Origin of the sequence: Streptomyces sp. MMBL 11-1, assembly GCF_028622875.1 — a bacterium.
Lineage (GTDB): Bacteria > Actinomycetota > Actinomycetes > Streptomycetales > Streptomycetaceae > Streptomyces.
This window is the reverse complement of sequence record NZ_CP117709.1, coordinates 217,467-241,634: the sequence shown is the minus strand read 5'-3', so window position 1 is coordinate 241,634 and position 24,168 is coordinate 217,467. Positions and strand designations below refer to the sequence as shown.

At 72.5% G+C, this 24,168-nt stretch carries 25 protein-coding genes; 23 read left to right on the top strand and 2 right to left on the bottom strand.

The window, feature by feature from the left end; all coding sequences use genetic code 11:
• Nucleotides 1-229: 229 nt before the first annotated feature.
• The 20 genes from ku (at nucleotide 230) to PSQ21_RS00975 (ending at nucleotide 17,698) form a co-directional block, all read left to right on the top strand.
• Nucleotides 230-1,258: a non-homologous end joining protein Ku gene (gene ku / locus PSQ21_RS01070; RefSeq protein WP_274028474.1), complete on the top strand. Its 1,029-nt coding sequence runs from the start codon at nucleotides 230-232 to the stop codon at nucleotides 1,256-1,258.
• Between the two features lie 20 nt (nucleotides 1,259-1,278).
• Nucleotides 1,279-2,241: an ATP-dependent DNA ligase gene (locus PSQ21_RS01065; protein ID WP_274028473.1), complete on the top strand. Its 963-nt coding sequence runs from the start codon at nucleotides 1,279-1,281 to the stop codon at nucleotides 2,239-2,241.
• Nucleotides 2,242-2,394: 153 nt separating this feature from the next.
• A complete protein-coding gene (locus tag PSQ21_RS01060; RefSeq protein ID WP_274028471.1) occupies nucleotides 2,395-3,375 on the top strand; it encodes a TIGR03557 family F420-dependent LLM class oxidoreductase in 981 nt (326 codons plus the stop codon).
• Between the two features lie 25 nt (nucleotides 3,376-3,400).
• Complete coding sequence (locus PSQ21_RS01055) at nucleotides 3,401-3,802, top strand: VOC family protein (RefSeq protein WP_274028469.1); 402 nt, start codon at nucleotides 3,401-3,403, stop codon at nucleotides 3,800-3,802.
• 506 nt (nucleotides 3,803-4,308) lie between these two features.
• Nucleotides 4,309-4,608, top strand: a complete 300-nt coding sequence (locus tag PSQ21_RS01050) for a gas vesicle protein GvpO (protein WP_274028467.1) — start codon at nucleotides 4,309-4,311, stop codon at nucleotides 4,606-4,608.
• A gap of 45 nt (nucleotides 4,609-4,653) precedes the next feature.
• The gene (locus tag PSQ21_RS01045) at nucleotides 4,654-5,091 is read left to right on the top strand and encodes a gas vesicle structural protein GvpA (RefSeq protein WP_097869901.1); all 438 of its coding nucleotides are present in this window, start codon (nucleotides 4,654-4,656) and stop codon (nucleotides 5,089-5,091) included.
• Between the two features lie 2 nt (nucleotides 5,092-5,093).
• Nucleotides 5,094-5,804, top strand: a complete 711-nt coding sequence (locus PSQ21_RS01040) for a GvpL/GvpF family gas vesicle protein (protein WP_274028465.1) — start codon at nucleotides 5,094-5,096, stop codon at nucleotides 5,802-5,804.
• 51 nt (nucleotides 5,805-5,855) lie between these two features.
• Complete coding sequence (locus tag PSQ21_RS01035) at nucleotides 5,856-6,113, top strand: gas vesicle protein GvpG (protein WP_274028464.1); 258 nt, start codon at nucleotides 5,856-5,858, stop codon at nucleotides 6,111-6,113.
• Nucleotides 6,114-6,170: 57 nt separating this feature from the next.
• Complete coding sequence (locus tag PSQ21_RS01030) at nucleotides 6,171-6,767, top strand: hypothetical protein (protein WP_274028463.1); 597 nt, start codon at nucleotides 6,171-6,173, stop codon at nucleotides 6,765-6,767.
• Nucleotides 6,760-7,869 (top strand): SRPBCC family protein, encoded by a 1,110-nt coding sequence (locus PSQ21_RS01025; RefSeq protein WP_274028462.1) that lies wholly within the window; start codon nucleotides 6,760-6,762, stop codon nucleotides 7,867-7,869. Before PSQ21_RS01030 ends, PSQ21_RS01025 begins: the two co-directional genes overlap by 8 nt.
• A gap of 52 nt (nucleotides 7,870-7,921) precedes the next feature.
• Nucleotides 7,922-8,353 (top strand): gas vesicle protein, encoded by a 432-nt coding sequence (locus PSQ21_RS01020; RefSeq protein ID WP_397991731.1) that lies wholly within the window; start codon nucleotides 7,922-7,924, stop codon nucleotides 8,351-8,353.
• Nucleotides 8,350-9,198, top strand: coding sequence for a GvpL/GvpF family gas vesicle protein (locus PSQ21_RS01015; protein ID WP_274028461.1), 849 nt, complete (start codon nucleotides 8,350-8,352; stop codon nucleotides 9,196-9,198). Before PSQ21_RS01020 ends, PSQ21_RS01015 begins: the two co-directional genes overlap by 4 nt.
• On the top strand, nucleotides 9,195-9,407 hold the full coding sequence (locus PSQ21_RS01010) for a gas vesicle protein (protein WP_274028460.1): 213 nt from the start codon (nucleotides 9,195-9,197) through the stop codon (nucleotides 9,405-9,407). Before PSQ21_RS01015 ends, PSQ21_RS01010 begins: the two co-directional genes overlap by 4 nt.
• Nucleotides 9,408-9,475: 68 nt before the next feature.
• Complete coding sequence (locus PSQ21_RS01005) at nucleotides 9,476-9,871, top strand: gas vesicle protein K (RefSeq protein WP_274035595.1); 396 nt, start codon at nucleotides 9,476-9,478, stop codon at nucleotides 9,869-9,871.
• Between the two features lie 49 nt (nucleotides 9,872-9,920).
• Complete coding sequence (locus tag PSQ21_RS01000) at nucleotides 9,921-10,436, top strand: hypothetical protein (RefSeq protein ID WP_274028458.1); 516 nt, start codon at nucleotides 9,921-9,923, stop codon at nucleotides 10,434-10,436.
• 310 nt (nucleotides 10,437-10,746) lie between these two features.
• Nucleotides 10,747-11,298 carry a hypothetical protein gene (locus PSQ21_RS00995; RefSeq protein WP_274028457.1) on the top strand — a complete coding sequence of 184 codons (552 nt, stop codon included), beginning with the start codon at nucleotides 10,747-10,749 and terminating at the stop codon, nucleotides 11,296-11,298.
• Complete coding sequence (locus PSQ21_RS00990; protein ID WP_274028456.1) at nucleotides 11,295-12,845, top strand: DNA polymerase Y family protein; 1,551 nt, start codon at nucleotides 11,295-11,297, stop codon at nucleotides 12,843-12,845. Before PSQ21_RS00995 ends, PSQ21_RS00990 begins: the two co-directional genes overlap by 4 nt.
• Nucleotides 12,838-16,089 carry an error-prone DNA polymerase gene (locus PSQ21_RS00985; RefSeq protein WP_274028455.1) on the top strand — a complete coding sequence of 1,084 codons (3,252 nt, stop codon included), beginning with the start codon at nucleotides 12,838-12,840 and terminating at the stop codon, nucleotides 16,087-16,089. Before PSQ21_RS00990 ends, PSQ21_RS00985 begins: the two co-directional genes overlap by 8 nt.
• A gap of 266 nt (nucleotides 16,090-16,355) precedes the next feature.
• Nucleotides 16,356-17,564, top strand: coding sequence for an esterase/lipase family protein (locus PSQ21_RS00980; RefSeq protein WP_274028454.1), 1,209 nt, complete (start codon nucleotides 16,356-16,358; stop codon nucleotides 17,562-17,564).
• The gene (locus PSQ21_RS00975; protein WP_274028453.1) at nucleotides 17,531-17,698 is read left to right on the top strand and encodes a hypothetical protein; all 168 of its coding nucleotides are present in this window, start codon (nucleotides 17,531-17,533) and stop codon (nucleotides 17,696-17,698) included. The genes PSQ21_RS00980 and PSQ21_RS00975 overlap by 34 nt, the downstream gene beginning before the upstream one ends.
• Nucleotides 17,699-17,734: 36 nt before the next feature.
• Here the strand turns inward: PSQ21_RS00975 and PSQ21_RS00970 are convergent, their stop codons facing one another.
• Nucleotides 17,735-18,241, bottom strand: coding sequence for a GbsR/MarR family transcriptional regulator (locus PSQ21_RS00970; protein WP_274028452.1), 507 nt, complete (start codon nucleotides 18,239-18,241; stop codon nucleotides 17,735-17,737).
• A 123-nt stretch (nucleotides 18,242-18,364) separates the two neighbouring features.
• Here PSQ21_RS00970 and PSQ21_RS00965 point away from each other — a divergent pair, with 123 nt between their 5' ends.
• Complete coding sequence (locus PSQ21_RS00965) at nucleotides 18,365-19,342, top strand: ABC transporter ATP-binding protein (RefSeq protein WP_274028451.1); 978 nt, start codon at nucleotides 18,365-18,367, stop codon at nucleotides 19,340-19,342.
• The gene (locus PSQ21_RS00960) at nucleotides 19,339-21,000 is read left to right on the top strand and encodes an ABC transporter permease (RefSeq protein ID WP_274028449.1); all 1,662 of its coding nucleotides are present in this window, start codon (nucleotides 19,339-19,341) and stop codon (nucleotides 20,998-21,000) included. Before PSQ21_RS00965 ends, PSQ21_RS00960 begins: the two co-directional genes overlap by 4 nt.
• A gap of 28 nt (nucleotides 21,001-21,028) precedes the next feature.
• On the opposite strand, the gene PSQ21_RS00955 is transcribed toward PSQ21_RS00960, so the two are convergent.
• Entirely contained in the window at nucleotides 21,029-22,468 is a 1,440-nt protein-coding gene (locus tag PSQ21_RS00955) for a hypothetical protein (protein ID WP_274028447.1), read from the bottom strand.
• A gap of 176 nt (nucleotides 22,469-22,644) precedes the next feature.
• Between PSQ21_RS00955 and PSQ21_RS00950 the strand changes: the two genes are divergently transcribed.
• On the top strand, nucleotides 22,645-23,916 hold the full coding sequence (locus PSQ21_RS00950) for a molybdopterin-dependent oxidoreductase (RefSeq protein ID WP_274028445.1): 1,272 nt from the start codon (nucleotides 22,645-22,647) through the stop codon (nucleotides 23,914-23,916).
• The last annotated feature ends 252 nt before the right edge of the window (nucleotides 23,917-24,168 follow it).

The window sequence follows — 24,168 nt, the reverse complement described above, 5'->3', positions numbered from 1 at the left end:
GGAGGGCGACGGTGACGGGACCGGCCGTCTCCACCGGGCCGGTGACGGCGGCGGGGCGCGACGCCGAAGCGCCCCGCCGCCGTCCTTCGTGATCACCGTCGTCGCACGAAGGACGAAGCCCGTCGCGGACACCTGACGAATGGCGCGGACCCATGAATGGTGCTGAGAATGTGGTGGGGGTTCGAGAACCCGCACGGCGACCCAGCCCGCAGTGGGCATGGAGGTAGGCATGCCGAGGCCTTTGTGGACCGGTGCGATCAGCTTCGGCCTGGTCACCATCCCGGTGAAGGTCGTCTCCGCGACCCAGGACCACTCGATCCACTTCCGCCAGGTCCACCTGGAGGACCTCGGACGTGTGCGCACCCGGAAGGTCTGCGAGCTGGACGGCGAAGCACTGTCGCAGGACGAGATCGGCAAGGGCTACGAGCTCTCCAAGGAGCAGACGGTTCCGATCACGGACGAGGAACTGGACCGGATTCCGCTGCCCACCGCGAAAGCCATCGAGATCGTCGCCTTCGTGGACGCCGACAGCGTCGATCCGATCCGGATCAGCGACTCCTACTACCTCGCGATCGACGGAAAGGTCGCCGAGAAGCCCTACACGCTGCTGCGCCGGGCGCTGGAACGCTCGGACAAGGTGGCCGTCGCGAAGTTCGCCTGGCACAACCGTGAGCGGCTGGGGCTGCTGCGGGTCAGGGAAGGGGCGATCGTGCTGCACTCGATGCGCTGGCCGGACGAGATCCGCAGCCCCGAGTCCCTGGCCCCGAGGCAGGTGGAGCTGGACGACGACGAGATCGAGAGGGCTGTCCAGCTGACCGACACCATGGCCCTGGACAGCATCAGCGGGTTCCGGGACACCTACCGGGACGCCCTGGAGGAACTGCTCACGGCGAAGTCGGAGGGCAAGGAGCTTCCGGAGCCCGCCGAGGGCGAGGAGCCGGAGGAGGGCAAGGTCGTGGACCTGATGGCCGCGCTGAACGCGTCGGTCGAGGCGGCGAAGGAGAGCCGCGGGGAGCGTGGGGGAGGGGAGGCCACGGTGCACGAGATGCGGCCCCGGAAGAAGACCGCGTCGAAGAAGGCCGCCCCGTCCGGAAGGACGACCACCGGCCGCAGGACCGGCGCGTCGAAGAAGACCACCGGCCGGCAGGCGGGCGCCGGGAAGACCGCCGGGACGAAGAAGACAGCCGCGGCGAAGAGGACGACGGCGAAGAAGACGGCCGGCACCCAGCGCACGGCGAGGAAACGGAGCGCCTCCTGACCGAGGGCCGGGACAGTGCCGTGGCGCGTCTGCCCCGCATCGCACCGATGCTCGCGACCCCCGGGCGGCTGCCCCCGCCCTCGGAGGACACCTCGTACGCGTACGAGGTGAAGCAGGACGGTCAGCGGTGCGTGATCTACCTCCCCGGTGACGGTTCGCTGCAGCTGCGCTCCCGCTCCGGCGCCGACATCACCCCCGCCTACCCCGAGCTCGCGGGGCTGGGGCCGGTGCTGGGCTCCCGCCCCGCCGTGCTGGACGGGGAGATCGTCGCCCTGGACGACGAGGGGCGCGGCGACTTCCAGCGGCTGCAGCCCCGGATGGGACTTGCCGGCTCCCGGGCCAGGGCGGCCCGGATGGCCGCGAAGACGCCTGTGCACCTGATGCTCTTCGACGTCGTGTTCCTCGGCACGAGCCGGCTCACCCGCACCCCGTACTCCGAGCGCCGCGCCGTCCTGGAATCCCTGGACCTGGGCGGACCCGCGTGGTCGACCCCGGCGGCGGTCGTCGGGCACGGTCAGCAGGCTCTGGAGATGACGCGGTCCGCCGGTTTCGAGGGACTCGTCGCCAAACGGCGCACCTCCCTCTACGAACCGGGTGTCCGCTCCCGGGCGTGGATCAAGATCCGGCACGTGCGGACAGAGGACATCGTCGTCGGCGGCTGGCTGCCCGGCCACGGCCGCCTCGCCCCCCTGCCCGGCGCCCTCCTCATGGGCCGGCCGGCCCCCGGCGGGAGGCTCCGCTACGTCGGTGGCGTCGGCACCGGCTGGAGCGACGCCGAACGCACCACCCTCGCAGCCCTCCTCCACGCCACGGCGTCCGACACCTGCCCGTTCACCGAGCGGCCCGCGGTGACCGGGGCCCGGTGGGTGGAGCCCCGGCTGGTCGGAGAGGTCCGCTACACGGCCCGCACCAGGGCCGGGCGCCTGCGCCAGCCCTCCTGGCACCGCCTGCGCCCCGACCTCACACCCGATGACCTCCACTGAGCCGCGGGACGGATGCCCGTCCTGAGTGGAGCAAGCGCCGTACGGGCTCCGCCACCGGCCCCCGCGCCGTGGGCGGCATGCGTTACGCGCGGAGATCAGGGGGTACCTCTATGCGGACAAAGCGGCCATGACGCATGCGGAGCGAGGAATCACATGCAGGTGGGATACAAGCTGGCGGCGGAGGCTTTCGGCCCGGCGGAGCTGGTCAGGCAGGCCGTGCTCGCCGAGGAGGCGGGCTTCGACTTCGTGGAGATCAGCGATCATTACCACCCCTGGCTCGACAACCAGGGGCATTCGCCGTTCGCCTGGACGGTGCTGGGAAGCATCGCGGCCAGGACGTCACGGATCGGTCTGGCGACCGGGGTGACGTGCCCCACCGTGCGCTACCACCCCGCCGTCATCGCTCAGGCGGCGGCGACGCTCGCGCTGCTCGCGGAGGGCCGCTTCGTCCTGGGCGTCGGCTCGGGGGAGCGGCTCAACGAACACGTCGTCGGTCCCGGCTTCCCCGACGCGGTCAGCACCCGCCACGAAATGCTCAGGGAAGCCCTGGAGATCATCCGACTGCTGTGGCGCGGGGGCTATCAGTCCTACGAGGGAAAGCATCTGCGGCTGCGGGACGCCCGGGTCTTCGACCTCCCCGACGAGCTGCCCCTGATCGCGGTGGCGGCCAGCGGCCGGGAGTCGACCCGCATCGCGGCCGAGCTGGGCGACGGCCTGTTCGCCACGGAGGACAAGCCGGGCATCGTCCGCCACTACCGGGACGCCGGCGGCAGCGGCCCGTGCTACGGGGAGGTCCCGATGGCCTGGGCGCCGGACGCGCACATCGCCGCGCGCGCCGCTCTGGAGACTTCGCGGTGGGCGCTGACCGGGTGGAAGGTGATGAGCGAGCTGCCCAATCCGGTCAACTTCGATGCCGCGACCACCACCGTGCGCGAGGAGGACATCCTGGAGAGGTTCGCCTGCGGGGCGGACCCCGGACGGTACGTCGAGGTGGTCCAGCAGTTCGTCGACGCGGGCTTCGACAGGCTGGTCATGCAGAACGCGGGCCCCGACCCCGACGGCTTCATCGACTTCTACCGGCGTGAACTCGACGGGCGTCTCCGACAGCTCAAGCCGGACAGCACGCGGGTCTGAAGGGCGCCTTGTTACGCTCGGCCGCATGTTGAGACTCGGAATGCCTGTCGTCGGTGTCACGGACCTCCCGCGAGCGGTGGCCTTCTGGACCGCGGCGCTGAACCTGGTCGACAGTCCGCAGTGGGCGAGCGAAACATGGCGAACGCTCGACCACGCCGACGGCTCCGGCCGGGCGCTTGGCCTGCTGCGCAGCGACTCCCCGGCCGAGCCGCACCCTCGTATCCACCTGGACCTGTTCACGGATTCGGCCGAGGAACAGCAGAGGGAGGTCCGGCGACTGCTCGGCCTCGGCGCGCAGAGCGTCGAGTGGGACCTCTACCCGCCCGAGCCGGACTTCGTTGTTCTGGCCGACCCGGACGACAACATCTTCTGCGTCGTGGACCTGAGCCGCGCACCCAGCGGCGGGAGCCGTACGGCGACGACCTGACCTGACCGGATTCGCCGGAAGGGCGACCTGGCCGGCCTGGCCGCGGGGCTCGCGCACCGACCTCGCGGCGGCCGTGCCATGCCGGCGACGAGCGTCCACAGGACGCCGCCGCGCTGACGGCCGGGCAGAACGAGACGCCCCAGCGGGCCCACTGCCGCGGCCGACGACCGGGCAGAACGAGACGCCCCAGCGGGCCCACCGCCGCGGCCGACGACCGGGGCTCTGACGAGTCCGCGGATGTGCGTGTCCGGCCCCTCCACGGCCGACGCCTCCGCGGGCGCGTACCCCGGGGCGATGCGGACCCCCGGTCGGTACGCGAGGCACGCCGGCTCTCCACGACACCCCCCAATTCCCCGCCGTACAGGGGAATCCGCGTCATTCGACGCGCCCATCGCCACCATCGGCCACATCATCCGTGCATACGTCCGGATCGCAGGGGCAGGCGAATGTCAGCCATGGACGACGGAGGCCGATTGCCAGCGGCCATCCCCGGCGACAGGTGGAGGATGAGTACCGAGAAGAAGACCGATGAAGAGCACGACGGAAAGCGCGTCGATGTTCCTACCGCCATGCGGCAGGCCTCCGCGCAGCTCACGGAATTGCTCCAGTGCGAGCCGGGTTCCGTTTCCGCGATGAAGGCCACCGAGGAAGGCTGGTCGGCGGACGTGGAAGTGGTCGAGCTGGAAAGAGTGCCGGACACCATGAGCGTGATGGCCTCCTACCGGGTTCAACTCGACCCGCGCGGAACGCTGCTGTCCTACGAGCGACTGCACCGCTATGCCAGGGGCCAGATCGATCGGCGCTGAAATTCCGTCGTCAGACGTAATAAGGATCACCGAAAGGAGTTCCCCATGACTCTCGTTCAGCAGAGCAATGCGACGTCCGGTGGGAGCGGCGGTTCGGGAAATCTCTACGACGTTCTTGAACTCATACTCGACCGCGGCCTGGTCATCGACGCATTCGTCCGCGTCTCCCTGGTCGGTATCGAGATTCTCAAAATCGACGTCCGGGTGGTGGTCGCGAGTGTCGACACCTATCTGCGATTCGCCGAAGCCTGCAACCGGCTCGATCTCGAGTCCGGACGCAAGGCGCCGAGTCAACTCACCGACCTGGTCGGCGACATGACGGAGAACGGTGCCAAGGGCAAGTCCAAGGGCGCACTGAGCGGCGCCGTCGAGGCGGTCAGCGAGTCCTTGCAGGGCAAGCGCGAGGAGCCCGAGGAGGAGCCGCGCAAGCGGCCCGCCCGCAAGTCGACATCCAGCCGCCAGGCCCAGCGAGGGGAGGAGTGACGGTGCCCACCTACATCTACGCCATCACCGGCGCCGACCACCCGCTGTTCCTGAACGGCCTGCACGGCGTGGGCGATCCGCCCTCCGCGCTGCGCACTCTGCGCACCGAGCGGCTGGCCGCCGTGGTCAGCGACGCCCCTTCCGGTCTCCGCGCCAAGCGGCGGGACGTGATGGCCCATCAGGGAGTGCTGGAATCCCTCATGACGGGGGGTGCGACCCTGCCCATGCGGTTCGGCCTGGTGGGGCCCGGCGACGACGAGGTCACCGCCGCCCTGGAGCGGGAGGCCGACGCGTACCAGGAGCGGCTGGCGGAGCTGGACGGCCGGGTCGAGTACAACCTCAAGGCCGGCCGCGACGAGGACGACCTCCTGCGGGAGATCATGACCGACTCCCCTGACCTGCGGGAACTCAATGAACGGACACGTTCCGGGGGCGGCCACGACGACCGGGTCGCCCTGGGAGAGCTGGTGGCCCGCGAGGTGACCGCCCGTCACCAGCGGGAGGCGGAGGATGTCGCCGCCCGGCTGGCGGACGTCGCCGCCCGCAGCTCGCACGCGGAGCCGGCCCCGCAGCAGTTCCTCAACCTGTCCTTCCTCGTGTCCCGGGCGGAGACCGACGCCTTCGTGGCCGCGGTCCGACGCGAGGCGGAGCAGCGCGGCGACGCGTACACGTTCACCCTGACCGGACCGCTGCCGCCGTACAGCTTCGTCTGACCGCCGGGGCCCGGCCGCCCGGCCCCCGGGAGCGGAGGTGATCTGTCCGCCATGGGCCTCATCAGCAGCATCCTGACCCTGCCACTGGCCCCCGTACGCGGGACGGTCTGGGTCCTCGACCAGGTCGTCCAGGCCGCCGAGGACGAGTACTACGACCCCGAGCCGGTACGCGCCCGGCTCGCCCGGTTGGAACAGGACCTGGTCAACGGCCTCATCGACGCCGAGGAGTTCGACCGGCGAGAGGACGAACTCCTCGACCGGCTCGACGAGATCGAGGAGTACCGCGACAGCACACGGCACGCGCAATGACCATCAACCACGACACACGAGACATGTGACCGGGGGGAGAGCAGAGGTGCATCGCAGATGACGAAGAACGCCAAGATAGGCGCGGCTCTGGTGGGGGGATACCTGCTGGGGCGTACCAAGAAGGCCAAACTCGCCCTGGGGTTCGGGATGTTCCTCCTCGGCAAGAAGATCGACCTCGACCCGCGGCAGATCGGCAGGTTGCTGGCCGACTCACCGGTCCTGGGCTCTCTCAACGACCAGGTGCGCAAGGAACTGGTCGACGCCACCAGGACGGCGGCCACCAAGGCCGTCACGCAGCGGGCTGGCAGCCTGGCCGACTCCCTGCAGCAGCGCACTCAGGCGCTGGGGGCCGGCCCCGGGGCCGACGAGGAGGAGCGGGACGAGGACGACGAGCCCAGGACGTCCGCCGACGACGGAGCCGAGGCGGACCGGGACGAGGACACGGAAGGGGGCGGGGCCGCGAAGCGCGCTCCCCGAAAGGCCGCCGCCGCCTCCGAGTCCGCGCCCGCTTCCAGGAACCGGTCCTCGTCCGGCCGCAGCCGGTCCGGGAGCGGGAGCGGGAGCAAGTCCGCCCCCGCCCGCAAACGCGGCGGAACAGCCCGGAAGACCGCGGCCTCCGGCGCCCGCAAGACCCGGGGAGGCGACGATGCCTGACTCCGCACTCGGCGGCATCAAGGACGACGTGGTCAGGAGCCCGGCCACCGACCGTCTCAAGGACGAACTGCGGAACTACCTCCGGGCCCGAGCCGAACACGCGGTGACCCAGCTGGGACACCGGCTCGGCGACTCGGTGTCCCAGCTGGCGGAGCCGGGCGGCGGGGGCGGCGCCCTCAAGAGCCTGGCCAAGGGCGGCCAAGCCCTCGGCGAAGGCGCGTCACCCGGTCAGGCCGCTCTGAGCGCGGGTGCCTCGCATCTCAAGGACACCGTCAAGGACAAGGTCAAGGGATTGTTCGGCAAGGGGCGCGCGTCCGGTGGGGGCAAGTCCAAGAGTGTCGTCATCGTCGAGGACATTGATGTCGGCGTGCCGGTCCGCGAGGCGTACGACCAGTGGACCCAGTTCCAGGAGTTCAGCTCGTTCGCCAAGGGCGTCGTGAGCGTGGAGCAGACGGGCGACACCACCAGCAACTGGAAGGTGAAGGTCGCCAAGTCGACCCGCAGCTGGAAGGCGAACGTCACCGAGCAGGTACCCGACGAACGCATCTCCTGGACCACCGAAGGGGCCAAGGGCACCGTCAAGGGCGTGGTCACCTTCCACGCGATCACCGACGGTCTCACCCGTGTCCTTCTGGTGCTCGAATACTTCCCCAAGGGACTGTTCGAGAAGACCGGCAACATCTGGCGCGCCCAGGGCCGCCGCGCCCGGCTCGACCTCAAGCTCTACCGCAAGTTCATCATGATGCGCGGCGAGGCGACCGACAGCTGGCGGGGCGAGATCAGGGACGGAGAAGTCGTCGTCGGCCACGACGAAGCGCTCGACGAGGAGGAGGCGCGGAACGACGAGGGCGCCGAGTCCGATGACGGCGCGCCCGACGACGCGTACGAGGACGAGCGGCCCTCCGAAGAGGAAGACGACCCCGAGGACGACGACCCCGAGGAAGTCGGCCCCGAGGAGGAGGATCCCGCGTACGACGACGAAGAGCCGCAGGACGAGGAGTTCGTCGACGAGGAAGACGACGACGAGGAACCTGACGAGGACGAGGAAGACGACGAGGACGCCGTGCCGGTGGACGAGTCGGAGCAGCCCGCCGTCCGGTGACCGGGCCCGCGCACAGAGCCGCACCGAGACCCACGGAAAGGCGTGAGACACCGTGTCCGATTCACTCGCCGGCCGTATGCCGGCCCCGCCCCGAGGGACCGGCCCGGCATACGGGCAGCAGGGCTCGTCGGCCAATCTCGCCGATATCCTGGAAAGGGTGCTGGACAAGGGCATCGTCATCGCCGGTGACATCCAGATCAATCTGCTCGACATCGAGCTGCTCACCATCAAGCTCCGCCTGCTCGTCGCCTCCGTCGACAAGGCCAAGGAGATGGGCATCGACTGGTGGGAGCACGATCCCTCGCTCTCCTCACGGGCCCGCCCCGCGCGTGAGACCGGGGCCGGCCCCGGACGTGACGCGCTGGCCGACGAGAACGAGCGGCTGCGTGCCGAACTGGCCCACCTGCGGTCGGCGGTCGGGGCCCCGGGTTCCGGGGCGGCCGGAGACCGGGCCGCCCCGGCGGAACAGGAGGAGGAACGATGAACACCGGACCGAACGCACCCGTCCGCGTTCCGGGTGAGGGCGCCGGGGAGATGAGTTACGTCTACGCCGTCGGCCGTCAGGGTCCGGCCCTGGACGGGCTCGCCACCCGGCTGCCGGGCGTGGACGGCCGCCCCCTGCGCCCCGTCGAAGGAGGCGGGCTGTGCGCACTCGTCTCCCCCGTACCGGCCGACACGTTCGGCGCGCAGGGTCTCACCGCGCAGATGGAGGACCTGGAGCGGCTCGAAGCGGTGGCCCGCGCCCACCACGCCGTGGTGGACGCCGCGTTCGCGGAGACCTCCGTCCTGCCGATGCGGCTGGCCACGGTCTATCTGGACGACGCCCGGGTGGCCGACATGCTGGTCCGGCAACGCAGCGATTTCCAGGAGCTGTTGGGTCGCCTGGAGGGGCACGTCGAACTGGGGGTGAAGGTCTACGCCGATCCCCGCACCGCCGCCGCGCCGCCGCGGCCCGCCGCGCCGCCGACGGGAGCCGGAGCGGGCCGCGCCTATCTGCGCAGGCGCCAGGAGCAGCAGCGCGACAGCCAGGACGTCTACCGGGCGGCATCCGACGTGGCCGCCCGTGCCGCGCGGTTGGCGGAGACGGTGGCTGCCTCACGGGCGGTGCACCGCCCCCAGCAGGGGCAGCTCGCCTCCCGGCCCGGGGTGAACGTGGCCAACGAGGCCTGCCTCGTGCCCCGGGAGCACCTGGAGCGGCTCCGCCGGGAACTCTCCGCACTGGCCGACGACGTCCCCGGGGTCTCGATCGAGGTGACCGGGCCGTGGGCGCCCTACTCGTTCGCCACCGCCGTGGTGGCGGAGGGCGCGGACGGCGGTGGTCCACGGTGAGCACGGACATCATCGGCGGCGTTCTCGGTGAGACCGAGCCCCGGGGAGGTCCGCCCGTCGCGCTGATCGACCTCCTGGACCGCCTGCTGAACGGCGGGGCCGTGCTCACCGGAGACCTCGTCCTGTCCATCGCCGACGTGGATCTCGTCCACATCAACCTTCGAGCGGTGATCAGGTCGGTCACCGGTGAGGAGCCGGGGCCGTGGTGAGGCAGCCCGCCCCCGGGCGCGAACGGGGAAGCAGGCCGGCGAGCGAGGAGGCTGAGGAGGTGGACACGGTGGCCGAGGACGACCCCGCTGTGCCCTCCGCGGCGGCCGAAGAGGTGGCACGCGCCGCGGCCAGGGCGTTCGGGCTCAGCCCCGCGCAACCGGACGACCGCGGTCCCTCGGCGGCGGCCCAGCGGCTGCACACCGACCCGGACACCGTGGAGCGGGATCTCATCAAGCTGGTGCTCACCATCGTCGAGCTGCTTCGCCAGCTCATGGAGCGTACGGCGATCCACCGCGTCGATCAGGGCGATCTGAGCGAGCTCCAGGAGGAGCGGATCGGCATGACGCTGATGATCCTGCACGAACGCATGACGGAGCTGTGCGACCGCTACGACCTGACGATGGACGACCTCAATCTCGACCTCGGGCCGCTCGGCTCACTGCTGCCGCACCACGGCGCATGAGCGGGCAGAGCCCAGGTTTCACCGCATCACCCAAGGCAAGGAGGAGGCCATGACCACTGACGACAAGGACGCGAAGAACTCGACCCCGAACAAGGGCAGGACCACCACCGCCGACAAGTCGGCATCGGCCCGCAAGGCGGCCGGAGCCACGGCCGAGCGGGCCGGTAAGCGGGCCGACGCGACGGCCGACGAGGCGCTGTCGACCGGGAGCGCCAAGGATGCGACCGGGAGCGCCAAGGACGCGGCGGGGAGCGCCAAGGATGCGGCCGGGAGCGGCAAGGACGCGGCCTCGGACGGTGCCCGGGCGGCCGGTGAGACCACCCGCCGCGTCGGCCGTGCCGCCGCCGCGGGTCTCCAGAGCGGGCAGCACGCCGTGACCGCCAACGCGGCGAAGGCCGCGAGCGCGGCCACCACGGCCTGGACCGTCCTCAAGCACCGTAAGGCGGTCGCCGCCGGGGCCGCGGCGGGGGTGGCCGGTGTCGCCGGGGCGGCGTTCGCCATCGGCCGTTCGACCGCCAGGCCTCCGACGGGCCCGCTGACCCGACTGGCGCGCGGGCGGATCTGACCGCGGAACGGAGAACGCCGGGCTCGGCACGGGCCAGGACATGGGGCGGGGCCGGAGAGGATTCTCCGGCCCCGCCCCATGTGCGTACACCGGCCGCGTCCTCCGTAGCCGCGCCGCCGCCCCGAGTGCGCCCCTGCCCGCCGTGTCCCTGCCGCCAGATGCCTGGCTTGAATTATTCGAACGTTCGAGCGAATATCGAAAGGTGTGGACAGGTCAGCAGGTAGTCGAGGAGCGGGGCGCGGGAGCCGGTGCGGTGGCGTCGCCACTTTCCGGCCTGCTGCCGGGAGGAGGCATTCGTCCTGGTACCGCAGTGGGTACGGGCGGAGACCTGCCCCTGCTGCTGGCGCTGGCCGCTCTGGCGGCAGCGGATTCGGTGGCATGGGCTGCGGTGGGAGTGCCGGAGCTGGGCGGGCTGGCGGCGGCGCAGGCAGGTCTGGATCTGGCCACCGGCCTGGTGGTGAGCGATCCGGGGCCGCGCGCGGCCCAGGTGCTCGCCGTGCTGCTGGAGTCGGTGCCGGTGGTCCTCGTCGGCGCCTCGGTACGGGTGCCGGAGCGGGCGGTACGGCGGCTGCGGGCGGTGATGCGGCGCAGCGGAGCGGTGCTGCTGGCGGCGGGCCGGTGGCCGGGAGCGGACGTGCAGCTCCGGGTGGTGCCGGTGGGCTGGGCAGGGGTGGGCCGGGGACACGGCCTGTTGCGCGGCCGCCGGGTGACGGTGACGGCGGGCGGGCGCGGCGCGGCCGCCGCGCCCCGGAGCGCGGAGCTGTGGCTGCCCGGCCCGGACGGCCTGGTGGGCATGGTGGAGCGGGGGACGGCGGAGGCCGTGGTGAGCGGGGCGCGGGCGGATCTCCGCGTCGTCGGATGACCGGGGCGACCGATTCCGTGCGGGTGGCCGTGGTCTGGGTGCCCGACTTCCCGGTGCTGGCGTGCGGTGCGGAGGACGGCGCGCCGGTGGCGGTGGTGCACCGGGGCGCGGTGGTGGCCTGCTCCGCGTCCGCGCGGGCGGCCGGGGTCCGGCGGCACATGCGGCTGCGGACCGCGCAGGCCAGATGCCCCGGGCTGCGGGTCGTCGAGCGGGATCTCGCCGCCGAGGTGAGGCTGTTCGAGCAGGTGGTGCACCGCGTGGAAACGGACGTGGTGCCCAGGCTGGAGGTGATCCGTCCCGGGCTGCTGGCGGCACCGGCGCGCGGGGCCGCGCGGTACTGGGGCGGCGAGCGGCAGCTGTCCGTACGGCTGGTGGACACCGTCGCCGAACTGGGGCTGCCCGCCCGTGCCGGGATCGCCGACAACACGTTCGTGGCGGCGCTCGCGGCCCGCCGGGGCGACGGGGTGATCGTCCCGGCGGGCGGGAACGCCGCGTTCCTGTCCCCGTATCCGGTGGGCGTGCTGGGCGTGCCCCGCCTGTCCGAGCTTCTGAAGCAGCTCGGTATGCGTACCGTCGGGGACTTCGCGCGGCTGCCGGCGGGCCGGGTCGCGGAGCGGCTCGGCGCGGAGGGGATCGGCGCGCACCGTGTCGCCCGCGGGGGGTCGGCCCGGCCGGTGTCCGTACGGACCGCCGTCCAGGACCACACGGTGCGGCGGCTGTTCGAGGTCGCCGAGGGGCGGCTGGACGCGGTCGTGTTCGTGGCGGTCGCGCTCGCGGACGAGCTCCACGAGCGCCTGGCGGCGGCGGGAGTGGTGTGCGGGCGGGTGGAGGCCGCGGTCGAGACGGCCGACGGCCGGATTCTGACGCGGACCTTCCGGCACGAGGGGCGGCTGTCCTCCCTGGCGGTCGCCGAGCGGGTGCGCGGCGTGCTGGCCGCCTGGTCCGAGACGGGCCTGCTGGACGCCGGCGACGGTGAACCGGGAATCCGCCGCCTCGCCCTGCGCCCCGACGGGATCGCTCCGGACACCGGCTCGCAGGGCGCGTTCGACGGAGAACGCGACACTCCGGTGGAGGTGGAGCGGGCCGCCGCCCGGGTACAGGCGGTGCTCGGGCACCGGGCGGTCGCGCGGATCGTCGAGGCCGGCGGCCGGGGGCCGGGCGACCGGATCCGGCTCGTCCCGGTCGGCGACGTCCCCGACGACGGTGCGGGTGCCGCGGGCGGCCCGTGGCCTGGACTGCTGCCCGCCCCGCACCCGGCCGCGGTCTACCCGGTCCGGCGTCCGGCCCGGCTGACCGGGACCGACGGCGTGCCGGTCGGCGTGGCCGGGCGGCTGGAGCTGTCGGCCGAGCCCGCGTTCCTCTCGGTCGACGGGCGGAGCCGGGCCGGAGTGAGCGGGTGGGCCGGCCCGTGGCCGGTGCTGGAGCGGTGGTGGGCGCCGGACGGCGGCCGGCGGGTCGCCCGGATGCAGGTCACCACCGACGACGGGCACGCCTGGCTGCTGCTCGTCGACCGGAGCCGGTGGTGGGCGGAGGCCCACTATGGGTGAACTCCTGCGTCTCCCCACCGCCGACCACCCGGAAGAGGGGGACGGCTGGGCCGAGCTGCACGCGCACAGCGCGTTCTCCTTCCTCCGGGGGGCGAGCCGGCCGGAGGACCTGGTCGCCGAGGCCGCCCGGCTCGGCATCGGCGTGCTGGCGGTGACGGACAGGGACGGCCTGCACGCCGCACGCCGCCTGCACGCCGCCGCCCGCGACCACGGGATCGGTGCGGTCCATGGCGCCGAACTCACCCTCGGCGACCCCGTACTGGGAACGCCGGTGGTGCTCGCCCGCTCGGTGGAGGGGTTCCGGCTGCTGTCGTCGGTGATCACCGACGCGCAGCTCGCCGGTTCCAAGAACGCCCCGGTCTACGACCTGGAAGCGGTGGCCCGGGCAGCGGCCGCAGGGCACTGGGCCGTCCTGCCCGGCTGTCCGCCGCCGGGCACGGACCGGTGCGACGTCGCCGCCGTCGCCCACCGGCTGGCCCGGCTGACCGACGTCTTCGGTACGAGCGGTACGCACGCCGAGCTGGTCGACCACCGGCTTCCGGAGGACTCGGTCGCCGCCGACGTGATGTGGGTGGCCGCCCGCCGGGCCGGGATCCCCGTGGTGGCCACCGGCGCCGTGCACTACGCGGCTCCCCGCCAGGCCCGCGTGGCGCAGGCGCTCACCGCGCTGCGCCGCCGCGAGACCCTGGACCGGGCCGCCGGGCATCTGATGGCCGCCCCGACCGCGCACCTGCGCCCCCGGGCCGAGCGGGCGGCGTTCCTGTCACGGTATCCGGGCGTCGCGGACGCCACCGTCTCCCTGGGCCGCGCCTGTGTCATCGACCTCGACGAACTGCGCCCCGAACTGCCGGAGTTCGCCGTACCCGCAGGGCATACGCAGGACTCGTGGCTGCGGCACCGGGCCGAGGCCGCCTGCACCGGCCGCTACGGGCTCCGCACCGACCCGGCGGCGGGGGCGGCCTGGCGGCAGCTCGACCACGAACTGGGCCTCGTCGCCGGACTGGGACTCGCGGGCTACTTCCTGATCGTCCACGACATCGTCCGGCACGCAGCCGAACAGGGGATCTGGTGCCAGGGCCGGGGCTCCGCCGCCAGCAGCGTGATCTGCTACGTCCTCGGCATCACCGCCGTCGACCCCCTCCGGCACGGCCTGCTCTTCGAACGGTTCCTCTCCCTGGAGAAGGCGGGCCCGCCGGACATCGACCTCGACCTGGAGTCCGGCCGCCGCGAGGAAGTCATCCAGTACGTCTACACCCGTTACGGCCGCCCGCACGCCGCCCAGGTCGCCAACATGATCACGTATCAACCGCGGCTCGCGATCCGCGACGCCGCCCGGGTCCTCGGCTACCCGGAAGCGCAGACCCGGGAGATGACCCGGCACATCCATCACGCCCCGCCCGGCCCCGGCACCGACCTGCCCGGCGACGTCCGCGACCTCGCCGCCCAACTCCACACCCTCCCGAGACATCTCGGGGTGCACTCGGGCGGCATGGTCCTCACCCGGCAGCCCATCGGCGAGATCATGCCCGTGGAGTGGGCGACCGCCGAGGGCCGCAGCGTCCTCCAGGGTGACAAGGACGACGTCGCCGCCGCCGGACTCGTCAAGATCGACCTGCTGGGTCTCGGCATGCTGTCGGCCCTCCACACCGCCTGCGACCTCATCCACGCCTACCACGGCGTCCGCTACGACCTCACGTCCATCCCCCAGGACGACCCGGACGTCTACGGGATGATCGCCCGGGGGGACACCATCGGCGTCTTCCAGGTCGAGTCCCGGGCCCAGATCTCCACCCTTCCCCAACTGCGGCCGACGAAGTTCGAGGACCTGGCCGTCGCCGCGTCGATCATCCGCCCCGGCCCCATCCAGGCCGGCAGCAAGCACCCCCTGCTCCGCCGACGGCGCGGCGAGGAGACGGTGACGTATCCCCACCCGCTCGCGAAGGCCGCGCTGGAGCCGACCCTCGGCGTCGCCCTCTGGCAGGAACAGGCCATGCAACTCGCGATCGACTGCGCGGGGTTCAGCCCCGGCGAGGCCGACCGGCTCAGGAAGGCGATGGCGGCCAAGCACGCTCCGGAGAAGGTCGCCGCGATGCGCGACCGCCTGCTGACCGGCATGGCCGGGCGCGGCATCCCCCCGGCCGCCGCCGAGAAGATCGTCTCGATGATCGAGGCCTTCTCCGACTACGGGTTCCCCCAGTCCCACGCCCAGTCGATGGCCGGACTCATCTACGCCAGCGCCTGGATCAAGCACCACCACCCCGCCGCGCTCATCGCGGCGATCATGGCGCACCAGCCGATGGGCTTCTACGACACCCAGACCCTCATCGGCGACGCGGAACGCCACGGCATCACCGTCCGAGGACCCGATGTACGGACCTCCCGTGTCCACGCCACCCTCGAACCCGGCCCGACACCGGACTGGAAGCCGGGCTCGAAGCCGGGCCCGACACCGGACTCGAAGCCGGGCCCCACGGCGGGCTCCACGCCCGGCTCGCCGTCCGGCCCGATGCCCGGATCGCCGTCAGGGGCGCGCCCCCCGGCGATCCGTCGCGGGCTGACCAGCGTCACCGGCCTGGGCGAACAGGCCGCCGAGCAGATCGTCGCCCTCCGCGCGCAGCGGCCGTTCACCGACCTGGACGACTTCGCCGCCCGCACCCGCCTGCCGGCCCGGGTCCTGGAGCAGTTGGCCACCGCGGGCGCGCTCGACGGCCTGGGCGGGCACCGTCGCACCGCCCTGTGGAGCGCCGGCACCGCGCCCGGCCGCAGCCACCAGGCCCCGCTGCCCGGACTCGCCACCCCCGCGACCGCACCCGAACTCACCTCCATGACCGCCGCCGAGGAGACCACCGCCGACGTCACCGTCACCGGCGCCAGCGCCACCGCCCACCCCGTCCAGCACATCCGCCCCCACCTGGACCGCCTCGGCACGCTCGCCGCGGCCACCGCCCGCACGCTCGCCGACGGGGCCCCGGTCCGGATCGGCGGGCTGCCGAAGTACCTCCAACGCCCGCCGACCGCGCACGGCGTGGCCTTCGGGGCGATCGAGGACGAGACCGGCATGGTCAACCTCGTCTTCGCCCCGCACGTCTGGGACCGCTGCCACCGCACCCTCCTCGACGCCCCCGCCGTCATCATCACCGGCCGGGTCGAGCGCTCCGACGGCACGGTCAACGTGGCCGTCGGCCGAGTGGAGGCGCTCACCGTGGCCGGGCCCGTTCCCCGGCGCCACGTCGGGCGGCGTTAGGCCGTGGCCGCGACGTCTCGTCCGGCCCGTGACGAGGGCGGACGACGGTACTTTGCGGCCACTTTCTCGCCCTGTCGTCACACGCCCGCCCTTCGGGCGACGACGGAAGGGAGACGACAGGACCTGGAGCACCTGCCGGACGCACCGCACCCGACTTCCGGTCATGATCACCAGATGTGGTGAACCCTCCCGCTTCCCGGGGGGACGCGTCCATATCGCCCACCATGATGAGGTCGTCCCACCCACCTCCTCCAGGAGATACGACGATGTCAGAGACGTCCGAGCCCAATGTCGGTGCCTTCACCCTCGGGGGCCCGCTCACCGCTGGACCGGCCGAGCCCATCGAGGTGCCGAAGCACGAGGAGTGGCCCCTGCCGAACGGCTTCGCGTGGGTCTTCCCCGGCGAGGGCAACCGGGGCGGCCTCGCCAGGCCCGTGATCATGGCCGACGGTTTCAACCTCGGCCGGAGCAAGCTCGACGTGCTTTACCACGGGCTGGAGAACGGCAGCTTCCCGTTCATCAGCGAGCTGCGCCGGCGCGGCAGGGACGTGATCCTCCTCGGCTTCGAGGAGCGCAGCGCCTCGATCCTGGACAACGCGGAGGCAGCGGTGGCCGCCATCCTGCGGGCGACCGCCGAACAGGTGGGCGACGTCCCTCTGGTCGTCGGCGGCTTCAGCATGGGAGGCATCGTCACCCGCTACGCACTCGCCAAGCTGGAGGTGCAGCGGCTGGACCACAGGACCGCGCTGTACTTCTCCTACGACAGCCCGCACCGCGGCGCTTCCATCCCGGTGGGCGTCCAGGCGTTCTCCCACTTCATTCCGTTCCCGAACGACTTCGCGAGGCAGATGGACAGCCAGGCCGCGCGTCAGATGCTGTGGCAGCACTACGACAAGGACACCGAGAAGATCACGGTGGCCCCGGAGCGCGCGGAGTTCCTGGCCGCCCTGGACCAGGTCGGCTCCTGGCCGCGGATCCCGATGAAGATCGCCGTGGCCAACGGCCGCGCCGACGGCATCGGTCTGCCGGACGTGAAGCCCGGCGAGGTCGCGCTGCGGATCGACCGGATCTACCCCGGCACCACCTTCTACACCCAGGCCCAGGGTGACGACGTGACGGCCGCGTACCTGAACCGCAGGTTCCCCAAGGCCGAGAAGACCATCGCGACCGACGGCTTCCCGGAACTGGACGGCGCACCGGGCGGAACCCTGCACACGTACGCGATCCTCTCCGGGGCGATGGAGAAGCTCGGCGGCAAGGTCGACCTGCGGCACGAGAACATCTGCTTCGTCCCCACCGTCAGCGCGGTCGCGATCCGCGACATCGAGAAGCAGGACGACCTGTACGCGAACGTCGACGACCTGGACCCGCAGGAGAGTGAGCTCGACGCGTTCCTCTGCTCGTCCACGACCACCGAGCACACGGGCATCACCGAGGAGCTGTGCACCTGGATCATGGACCGGCTCCCCGGCTGATCCTCGTCCCGCGCCCGGGAGGCTCCGGGCGGCCGACGGCTCGATTGCCCGGCGTCGTCGACCGGGCCATCAGGCACTTCGCCCTGTCCGACGTCGAGCACTGGCTCGACCTCGCCGCACAGGGCCTGAGCTGACAGGTGTCGAGGAAGCGCCCGGCCGGGGGTGCTTCCTCAGCCGCCGAGGTGTTCGGCCCGATGCGCGGCCCAACGCTCCATCATCGACCCGAGCTCCTTCTCCAGGAACCGGAAGAACTCCAGGGACTCGTTGACCCGGCGTCCCTGCGGGCTGTCGAGGCCGAACCGGTCCACACCCTCCCGCATCGTGGCCTGCAAGTTCTGCAGGGGGGTGTCCCGCTCCAGCAGAGCGTTGTACCACTGGTCGCCCTGCACGCGATAGCGCTCGCGCCGGGACCCCGGCTCCCGCTCGCGGCTGACCATGTTGACCTGGGCGAGATAGCGGACGGCCCCCGACACGGCCGCAGGGCTGATCTTCAGCTGCTCGCTCAGCTCGGCGGAGGTGAGCACTCCCCGCTCCGACGAGAGCAGGGCGGCGAAGACCCTGGCCGGCATGCGCGCCATGCCCGCCTGGACCAGCTGGGCGGCGAAACGCTCCACGAAACGGGAGACGGCCGCCTCGTCGTCGCCGTCCACGCGGCTCTCTTCCCGCCGCTCATCCATGCTCCGACCCCGGTCCGTGTGGTTCCTGACGCCCGTGCGCGCCCGCGCTTTCGGTCAGTCTATCCAGCGATTCATACGCTTTCTTAACTTCACACACTTCTGAAAGAAGCGTACTTTCGGAATATGAAGAAGGCAATCACTGTCGCCGGACTGCACAAGTCGTTCGGTCGGACGCATGCCCTCGCCGGCCTCGACCTCTCCGTCGAGGCAGGGGAGGTCCACGGCTTCCTCGGACCCAACGGGGCCGGCAAGTCCACGACGATCCGCATCCTGCTGGGGCTGTTGCGGGCCGACTCCGGCGGCGCGCAACTCCTCGGCAAGGACCCGTGGAGGGACGCGGTCGAGCTGCACCGGCGGCTCGCCTACGTCCCCGGAGACGTGGAGCTGTGGCCGGGCCTCACCGGAGGAGAGGCCATCGACCTGCTGGCGAAGCTGCGTGGCGGCCTCGACCGGCGGCGGCGCGACGAACTCATCGAACGGTTCGACCTCGATCCGGTCAAGAAGGGCCGCGCCTACTCCAAGGGCAACCGGCAGAAGGTCGCCATCGTCGCCGCGCTCGCCTCCGACGCCGAACTGCTCCTCCTCGACGAGCCCACGGCCGGCCTCGACCCCCTGATGGAGGTCGTCTTCCAGGACGTCATCCTCCAGGCGAAGGCGGCGGGGAAGACCGTGCTGCTCTCCAGCCACATCCTGGCCCAGGTCGAGAAGCTCTGCGACCGCGTCAGCATCGTCCGCCAGGGCCGCACCGTGCAGTCCGGCACGCTCGGCGAGATGCGCCACCTCACGCGCACGACCGTCGAGGCCGAGACCGAGCGCCCGGCCACCGGGCTCGACGCGATGCCCGGTGTGCACGAACTGAAGGTGACGGACCGGAGGGTGAACTTCGCCGTGGACGGCGCACACCTCGACGCCGCGATCCGCAGGCTCGGCGAGTTCGGCATCCGGAGCCTGACCAGCCACCCGCCGACGCTCGAAGAGCTGATGCTGCGTCATTACGGTGACGAGCTCACGTCCAACGGCCGGACGGGCAACGGCGACCCAGCGTCCTCCGGCACGGCCCCCTCCACCACCACCGGCGGAAAGGGCGGCGTTCCCCGATGACCAGCACCCTCGCGCCGCCCGACGCCTCCGGAAGGCCCGCGCCCGCCAGGACCGCTTCCGTCGCCTTCACCGGCACCGGGACCCTGGTCCGGTTCGGCCTGCGCCGGGACCGCGTCCGCATGTCCGTGTGGCTGCTCGCCCTCACCCTGGGCACGCTGGCCACGGCGGCCCAGTACAAGGAGCTGTACTCCACCCCCGAAGAGCGTGCCGCGGCCGTCAGCTCCATGGACAGCCCGGCCGCGCTCGCCATGACCGGCCCGCGTCACTATCTCTCCGACTACACCGCCGGAGCGATGCTCGGTCACCAGATGCTCGGCTTCATGGCCGTCCTGGTCGGCCTGATGAGCATCCTGATCATCACCCGGCACACCCGCGACGAGGAGGAGACCGGCCGCGCCGAACTGGTCCGCTCCACCGTCGTGGGACACCACGCGCACCTCGCCTCCGCACTGGCGCTCGCCGTCGTGGCCAACCTCGCGCTCGCCCTGCTGCTGGCCCTGGGCCTCACCGCGATGGGCATCGACGGAATCGGCCCCGGCGGGGCGCTGCTGTACGGCCTCACGCACGCCGCGATCGGACTCGTCTTCGCCGGGGTCGCCGCCGTCACCGCACAGATCACGGCGCACACCCGGGGCGCCTCGGGCATGGCGCTCGCGGCGATCGGCGTCGCCTACGTACTGCGGGCCTCCGGCGACGTGGGCAACGACGCACTGTCCTGGCTGAGCCCGATCGGCTGGATCCAGCGCACCTACGTCTTCGTCGACGACCGGTGGTGGCCGCTCGCGCTCTGCCTGGCCCTCGCCGCGCTGACCGCGGCGTACGGCTTCGTGCTGAGCACCCGACGCGATGTCGGCGCGGGCCTGCGCGCCGCGCGGCTCGGCCGGCGTACGGCGTCCGACGCGCTCACCCGGCCCTTCGGCCTCGCCCTGCGGCTGCACCGGGCGACCCTGCTGGGCTTCGGCGCCGGGCTGTGCCTGATGGGCGTCATGTACGGCTCGATCCTCGGCGAGGCCGCCGACATGGTGAAGGACATCGAACAGATCCAGGAGGCGCTGGCGCGGATCGGCGGCGCCACGGTGGCCGAGTCCTTCGCGTCCATGGTGATGGTGGTCGTCGCGGTCGTCGCCGCCGTGTACGTGGTGATGGCCGCGCTGCGACCGCGTGCCGAGGAGAGCGCCGGCCGTGCCGAACCGCTCCTGGCGACCGGCCTCTCCCGCAACCGCTGGCTCGGGAGCCATGTCGCCGTCGCCCTGGCCGGCGGAACGGCGCTGCTGGTCCTCGCCGGGCTGGGCTTCGGCCTCTCGGGCGCGGCGTCGGCGGGGGACGGGGGCCTGGTACTCGAACTGGTCGGAGCGGCCGTCGCGTACGCCCCCGCCCTGTGGGTGACCGTCGGCGTGGCCGTCCTGCTCTTCGGCTGGTTCCCGCGTGCGGGAGCGGTGGCCTGGATCGTGCCCGTGTACGCGTTCCTCGTCGGCTATCTGGGGCCGATCCTCCAGCTGCCGGGCTGGACGGAGAACCTGTCGCCCTTCGGCCACGTGCCCCAGCTCCCGGCCGCCGGGATGAACTGGGTCCCGCTGCTCGTCCTGACCGCCGTCGCCGCCGGTCTCATCCTGCTGGGGCTGACGGGCTTCCGCCGCCGGGATCTGGATACCAAGTGACGGACGGGGGACCGGTGCCGGTGGCCTCTCACCATCCGGTCCACAGAAGGTGGTTGATCAATAGCGCCGGAAGCGCCGACGCGGCCAGCCACCAGCGCACACCCCGGCGGGGGAGCAGCGCCGTCGCCGGCAGCAGCCACAGCAGGAACGGCTGCCAGATGCGTTCGGTCTCCGCCTTGCTCATGCCGGAGAGGTCCGCGGCGAGCAGCGCCGCCAGCGCCGCCAGGACGAGCAGCGCGAGCCTCGCTTCCGGGGAGGCCGCCGTGGAGCCGTCCCGCAGGGCCCGTACGGCGCCGGGCGCGGCCACCGCGCTCCGGCGCAGCCCGGCGACGGCGGCGAGTCCGGCCGCGAGGGTCGCACAGGCCAGATTGGCCCAGACCCAGTAGCCGTACGGACGGACACCGCCCGCGCCCTGGTAGTAGCGCTCGACCAACAGGTGATAGGCGGTCCACCAGTTGAACCCGGCGAGGGTGAACGCCACCGGGACCACCAGGGCGCCGCACAGGAACAACGGCACCGGGCGGGCGGTCCGGGCGAGCGCCGGCACGGCCAGCAGGACGGTCGCCATCAGCCCCAGCCCGTAACTCAGGTAGCAGGTCCACCCGAACAGCAGACCCCCGCCGGCCGCCGCCACCGCCGGGAAGCGGACCCGGCGGGTGGCGGCCAGCGCGAGCAGCGCCACCGACCAGGCGGCCACAGCCGTGAAGTAGCCGTCGGCGGAGACGCCCGCCCAGACGGCCGCCGGGGCGAGGACGAGGAAGGGCGCGGCCCGCCGGGCCAGACGCTCGTCGGCCAGCACCCGCACGGTGATCAGGGCGGCCAGCACCGCCGAACTGCCCACGACGACGCAGAAGACGGCCGCCCAGGCGCCGCCGCCGAGGCCGACGCGGTCCAGCCACACGAAGGTCAGCGTCGCGCCCGGCGGATGCCCGGCGACGTGCGCGGGCCAGTTGCCGGGCTCGCCGATCACGATGTGGTTGGTGAAGTCGCGGAGGGTGGCGGGGATGTCCTCGAAGCGGTCGATGACCCGCAGGTACTCGTGCTTCGTGGTGAGCCGCTTCGCGACGCCCCGGTGCCAGCCGTCGATCAACGCCATCGAGAGGACCCAGGCCGTCGACCCGGCCCAGGCCGCCGCCAGCAGCCCGCGCCAGGGCAGCCGGGCGGCGAGCGCCGGGCCGTGAGCGACCACCAGGACCGCCATGATCAGCGCGGCCGGGGTGCCGGGACCCAGGTGGGGGTCCCAGGAGGCCAGCAGCGGCGGCCACTGGGCGCGCAGGCTCCCGTCCCGGTTCTGGATGACATGGCCGACGACCACCGCGGCCGTGACCAGCAGCACGCCCGCGGCGGCGGCGACCAGGTCGGCCCGCCCCGCGCGCCGGGCGCGGTCGTGGTGGAGGCCCGGCGGCGCGGGCGGGCCGTGCCCCGTGCCGTCGGCGGTGTCCGTGGGGGTGGCGTCCTCGGTCTTCACGCTGGCACGCTATGCACACCGGGCGGCGATCGGGCGGTACGGCAGGGCCGCGTCACCGAACCGTCAGATTCGCTCTCCCGGCGGCGATGCCCGTCCCCCGGCCCGACCGCGACGTCAGAGTTTCGTCAGGAGTCGCGTCCGCCCGCCGGCGCCGTTCCCCGCTTAGCGTCGGCCTCATGCCCGAACGTCGCCGCATCCGCTCCCTCCCCGGCTCCCTCCGCGTCCCGCGCACGCCCGCCGACCCGGCCTTCTGGCGCAGCCCCGTGCGCGGAGCGCGCTTCACCGCCGTGCTCGGCGTCATCCTGCTCGCCGGACTCACGCTGCTGTTCGTCACCGGTCTGCTCTCGTACGCCGCCTACAACCCGGACCTGAACCGGGTCAACGACAAGACCCCCGGCAAGGGGTGGCTCGGCTTCTACCTGTTCTCCTGGCCGACCGGCCCGCACTGGCTCTACCGGCTGACCCAGGGGCTGCACGTCACCGTCGGCATCGTGCTCGTGCCCGTCCTGCTCGCCAAACTCTGGTCGGTGATCCCCCGGCTCTTCGCGCTGCCGCCCGCCCGTTCCGTGGGCCACGCCCTGGAGCGGATCTCGCTCCTGCTGCTCGTGGGCGGAGCGCTGTTCGAGTTCCTCACCGGGCTGCTCAACATCCAGCTGGACTACCTCTTCCCCGGGTCCTTCTACACCCTGCACTTCTACGGGGCCTGGGTCTTCCTCGCCGGGTTCGTCACCCATGTGGCGCTCAAGGCGCCCGCGGCCGTACGGGTGTTGCGCAACGGCGTCCCGCGCGGCGGACCGGACACCCTCGCCGCCCCCGACCCGCTGCCCGCCACCCTGTCCCGGCGCGGTGCGCTGGCCCTCGTGGGGGCCGGGTCGCTCCTTCTGCTGGTCACCTCGGCCGGCCGCAGCTTCGACGGGCCGCTGCGCCGCATCGCGCTGCTCACCCCGCGCGGCGGCACCGACCCGGGGCCGGGGCCGAACGCCTTCCAGATCAACAAGACCGCCGCCGCCGTACGGGTCACACCGGACGACACCGGTGAGCGCTGGCGGCTGACGGTACGGGGGCCGGCCGGGGAGTTCCGCTTCTCCCGGGCCGAGCTGCTGGCCATGGAACAGCACAGCGCCGCGCTCCCGATCGCCTGCGTGGAGGGCTGGTCGACCTCGGACCAGCGGTGGCGCGGGGTACGGCTCTCGGATCTGGCGGCGCTCGCCGGATACCCGGACCGGCCGCCGGGCGTGTTCGTCGAGTCGCTCCAGCGCAGCGGCTCGTTCCGCAAGGCCGCGCTGCGCGACAACCAGGTCCGCGACGGCCGCTCGCTGCTGGCGCTGGAGGTGAACGGCGCACCGTTGTCGCCCGACCACGGCTACCCGGCCCGCGTCATCGTCCCCGCCGCGCCCGGGGTGCTGAACACCAAGTGGGTCGAGACCCTGACGTTCGGAGAGCTGTGATGTCCACCCGAGCCGTACCGCCCGCACCCCGCCGCTCGCGGTTCTCGCCGCGCCGCGCGTACGGGGAGGGCCCGCTGCACCTGCTGCTGCTCGCCGTCACGTTCTGCCTGGCCGGCTACGCGGGCGTACGGCTGCTGGACGGTGACACCGTCGGCGTGCTGCTCTGGCTCGCCGGGTCGGCGCTCCTGCACGACCTGGTGCTGCTGCCGGTGTACGCGGGGGCCGACCGGGCGCTGCGCGCCGCGCTCGGCC

Bases quoted from the DNA above. Each gene is read 5' to 3' on its own strand.
- ku (WP_274028474.1), top strand. From the start codon at position 230: ATGCCGAGGCCTTTGTGGACCGGTGCGATCAGCTTCGGCCTGGTCACC.
- PSQ21_RS01060 (WP_274028471.1), top strand. From the start codon at position 2,395: ATGCAGGTGGGATACAAGCTGGCGGCGGAGGCTTTCGGCCCGGCGGAG.
- PSQ21_RS01055 (WP_274028469.1), top strand. From the start codon at position 3,401: ATGTTGAGACTCGGAATGCCTGTCGTCGGTGTCACGGACCTCCCGCGA.
- PSQ21_RS01050 (WP_274028467.1), top strand. From the start codon at position 4,309: ATGAGTACCGAGAAGAAGACCGATGAAGAGCACGACGGAAAGCGCGTC.
- PSQ21_RS01045 (WP_097869901.1), top strand. From the start codon at position 4,654: ATGACTCTCGTTCAGCAGAGCAATGCGACGTCCGGTGGGAGCGGCGGT.
- PSQ21_RS01035 (WP_274028464.1), top strand. From the start codon at position 5,856: ATGGGCCTCATCAGCAGCATCCTGACCCTGCCACTGGCCCCCGTACGC.
- PSQ21_RS01030 (WP_274028463.1), top strand. From the start codon at position 6,171: ATGACGAAGAACGCCAAGATAGGCGCGGCTCTGGTGGGGGGATACCTG.
- PSQ21_RS01025 (WP_274028462.1), top strand. From the start codon at position 6,760: ATGCCTGACTCCGCACTCGGCGGCATCAAGGACGACGTGGTCAGGAGC.
- PSQ21_RS01015 (WP_274028461.1), top strand. From the start codon at position 8,350: ATGAACACCGGACCGAACGCACCCGTCCGCGTTCCGGGTGAGGGCGCC.
- PSQ21_RS01000 (WP_274028458.1), top strand. From the start codon at position 9,921: ATGACCACTGACGACAAGGACGCGAAGAACTCGACCCCGAACAAGGGC.
- PSQ21_RS00990 (WP_274028456.1), top strand. From the start codon at position 11,295: ATGACCGGGGCGACCGATTCCGTGCGGGTGGCCGTGGTCTGGGTGCCC.
- PSQ21_RS00985 (WP_274028455.1), top strand. From the start codon at position 12,838: ATGGGTGAACTCCTGCGTCTCCCCACCGCCGACCACCCGGAAGAGGGG.
- PSQ21_RS00980 (WP_274028454.1), top strand. From the start codon at position 16,356: ATGTCAGAGACGTCCGAGCCCAATGTCGGTGCCTTCACCCTCGGGGGC.
- PSQ21_RS00970 (WP_274028452.1), bottom strand. From the start codon at position 18,241: ATGGATGAGCGGCGGGAAGAGAGCCGCGTGGACGGCGACGACGAGGCG.
- PSQ21_RS00965 (WP_274028451.1), top strand. From the start codon at position 18,365: ATGAAGAAGGCAATCACTGTCGCCGGACTGCACAAGTCGTTCGGTCGG.
- PSQ21_RS00960 (WP_274028449.1), top strand. From the start codon at position 19,339: ATGACCAGCACCCTCGCGCCGCCCGACGCCTCCGGAAGGCCCGCGCCC.
- PSQ21_RS00950 (WP_274028445.1), top strand. From the start codon at position 22,645: ATGCCCGAACGTCGCCGCATCCGCTCCCTCCCCGGCTCCCTCCGCGTC.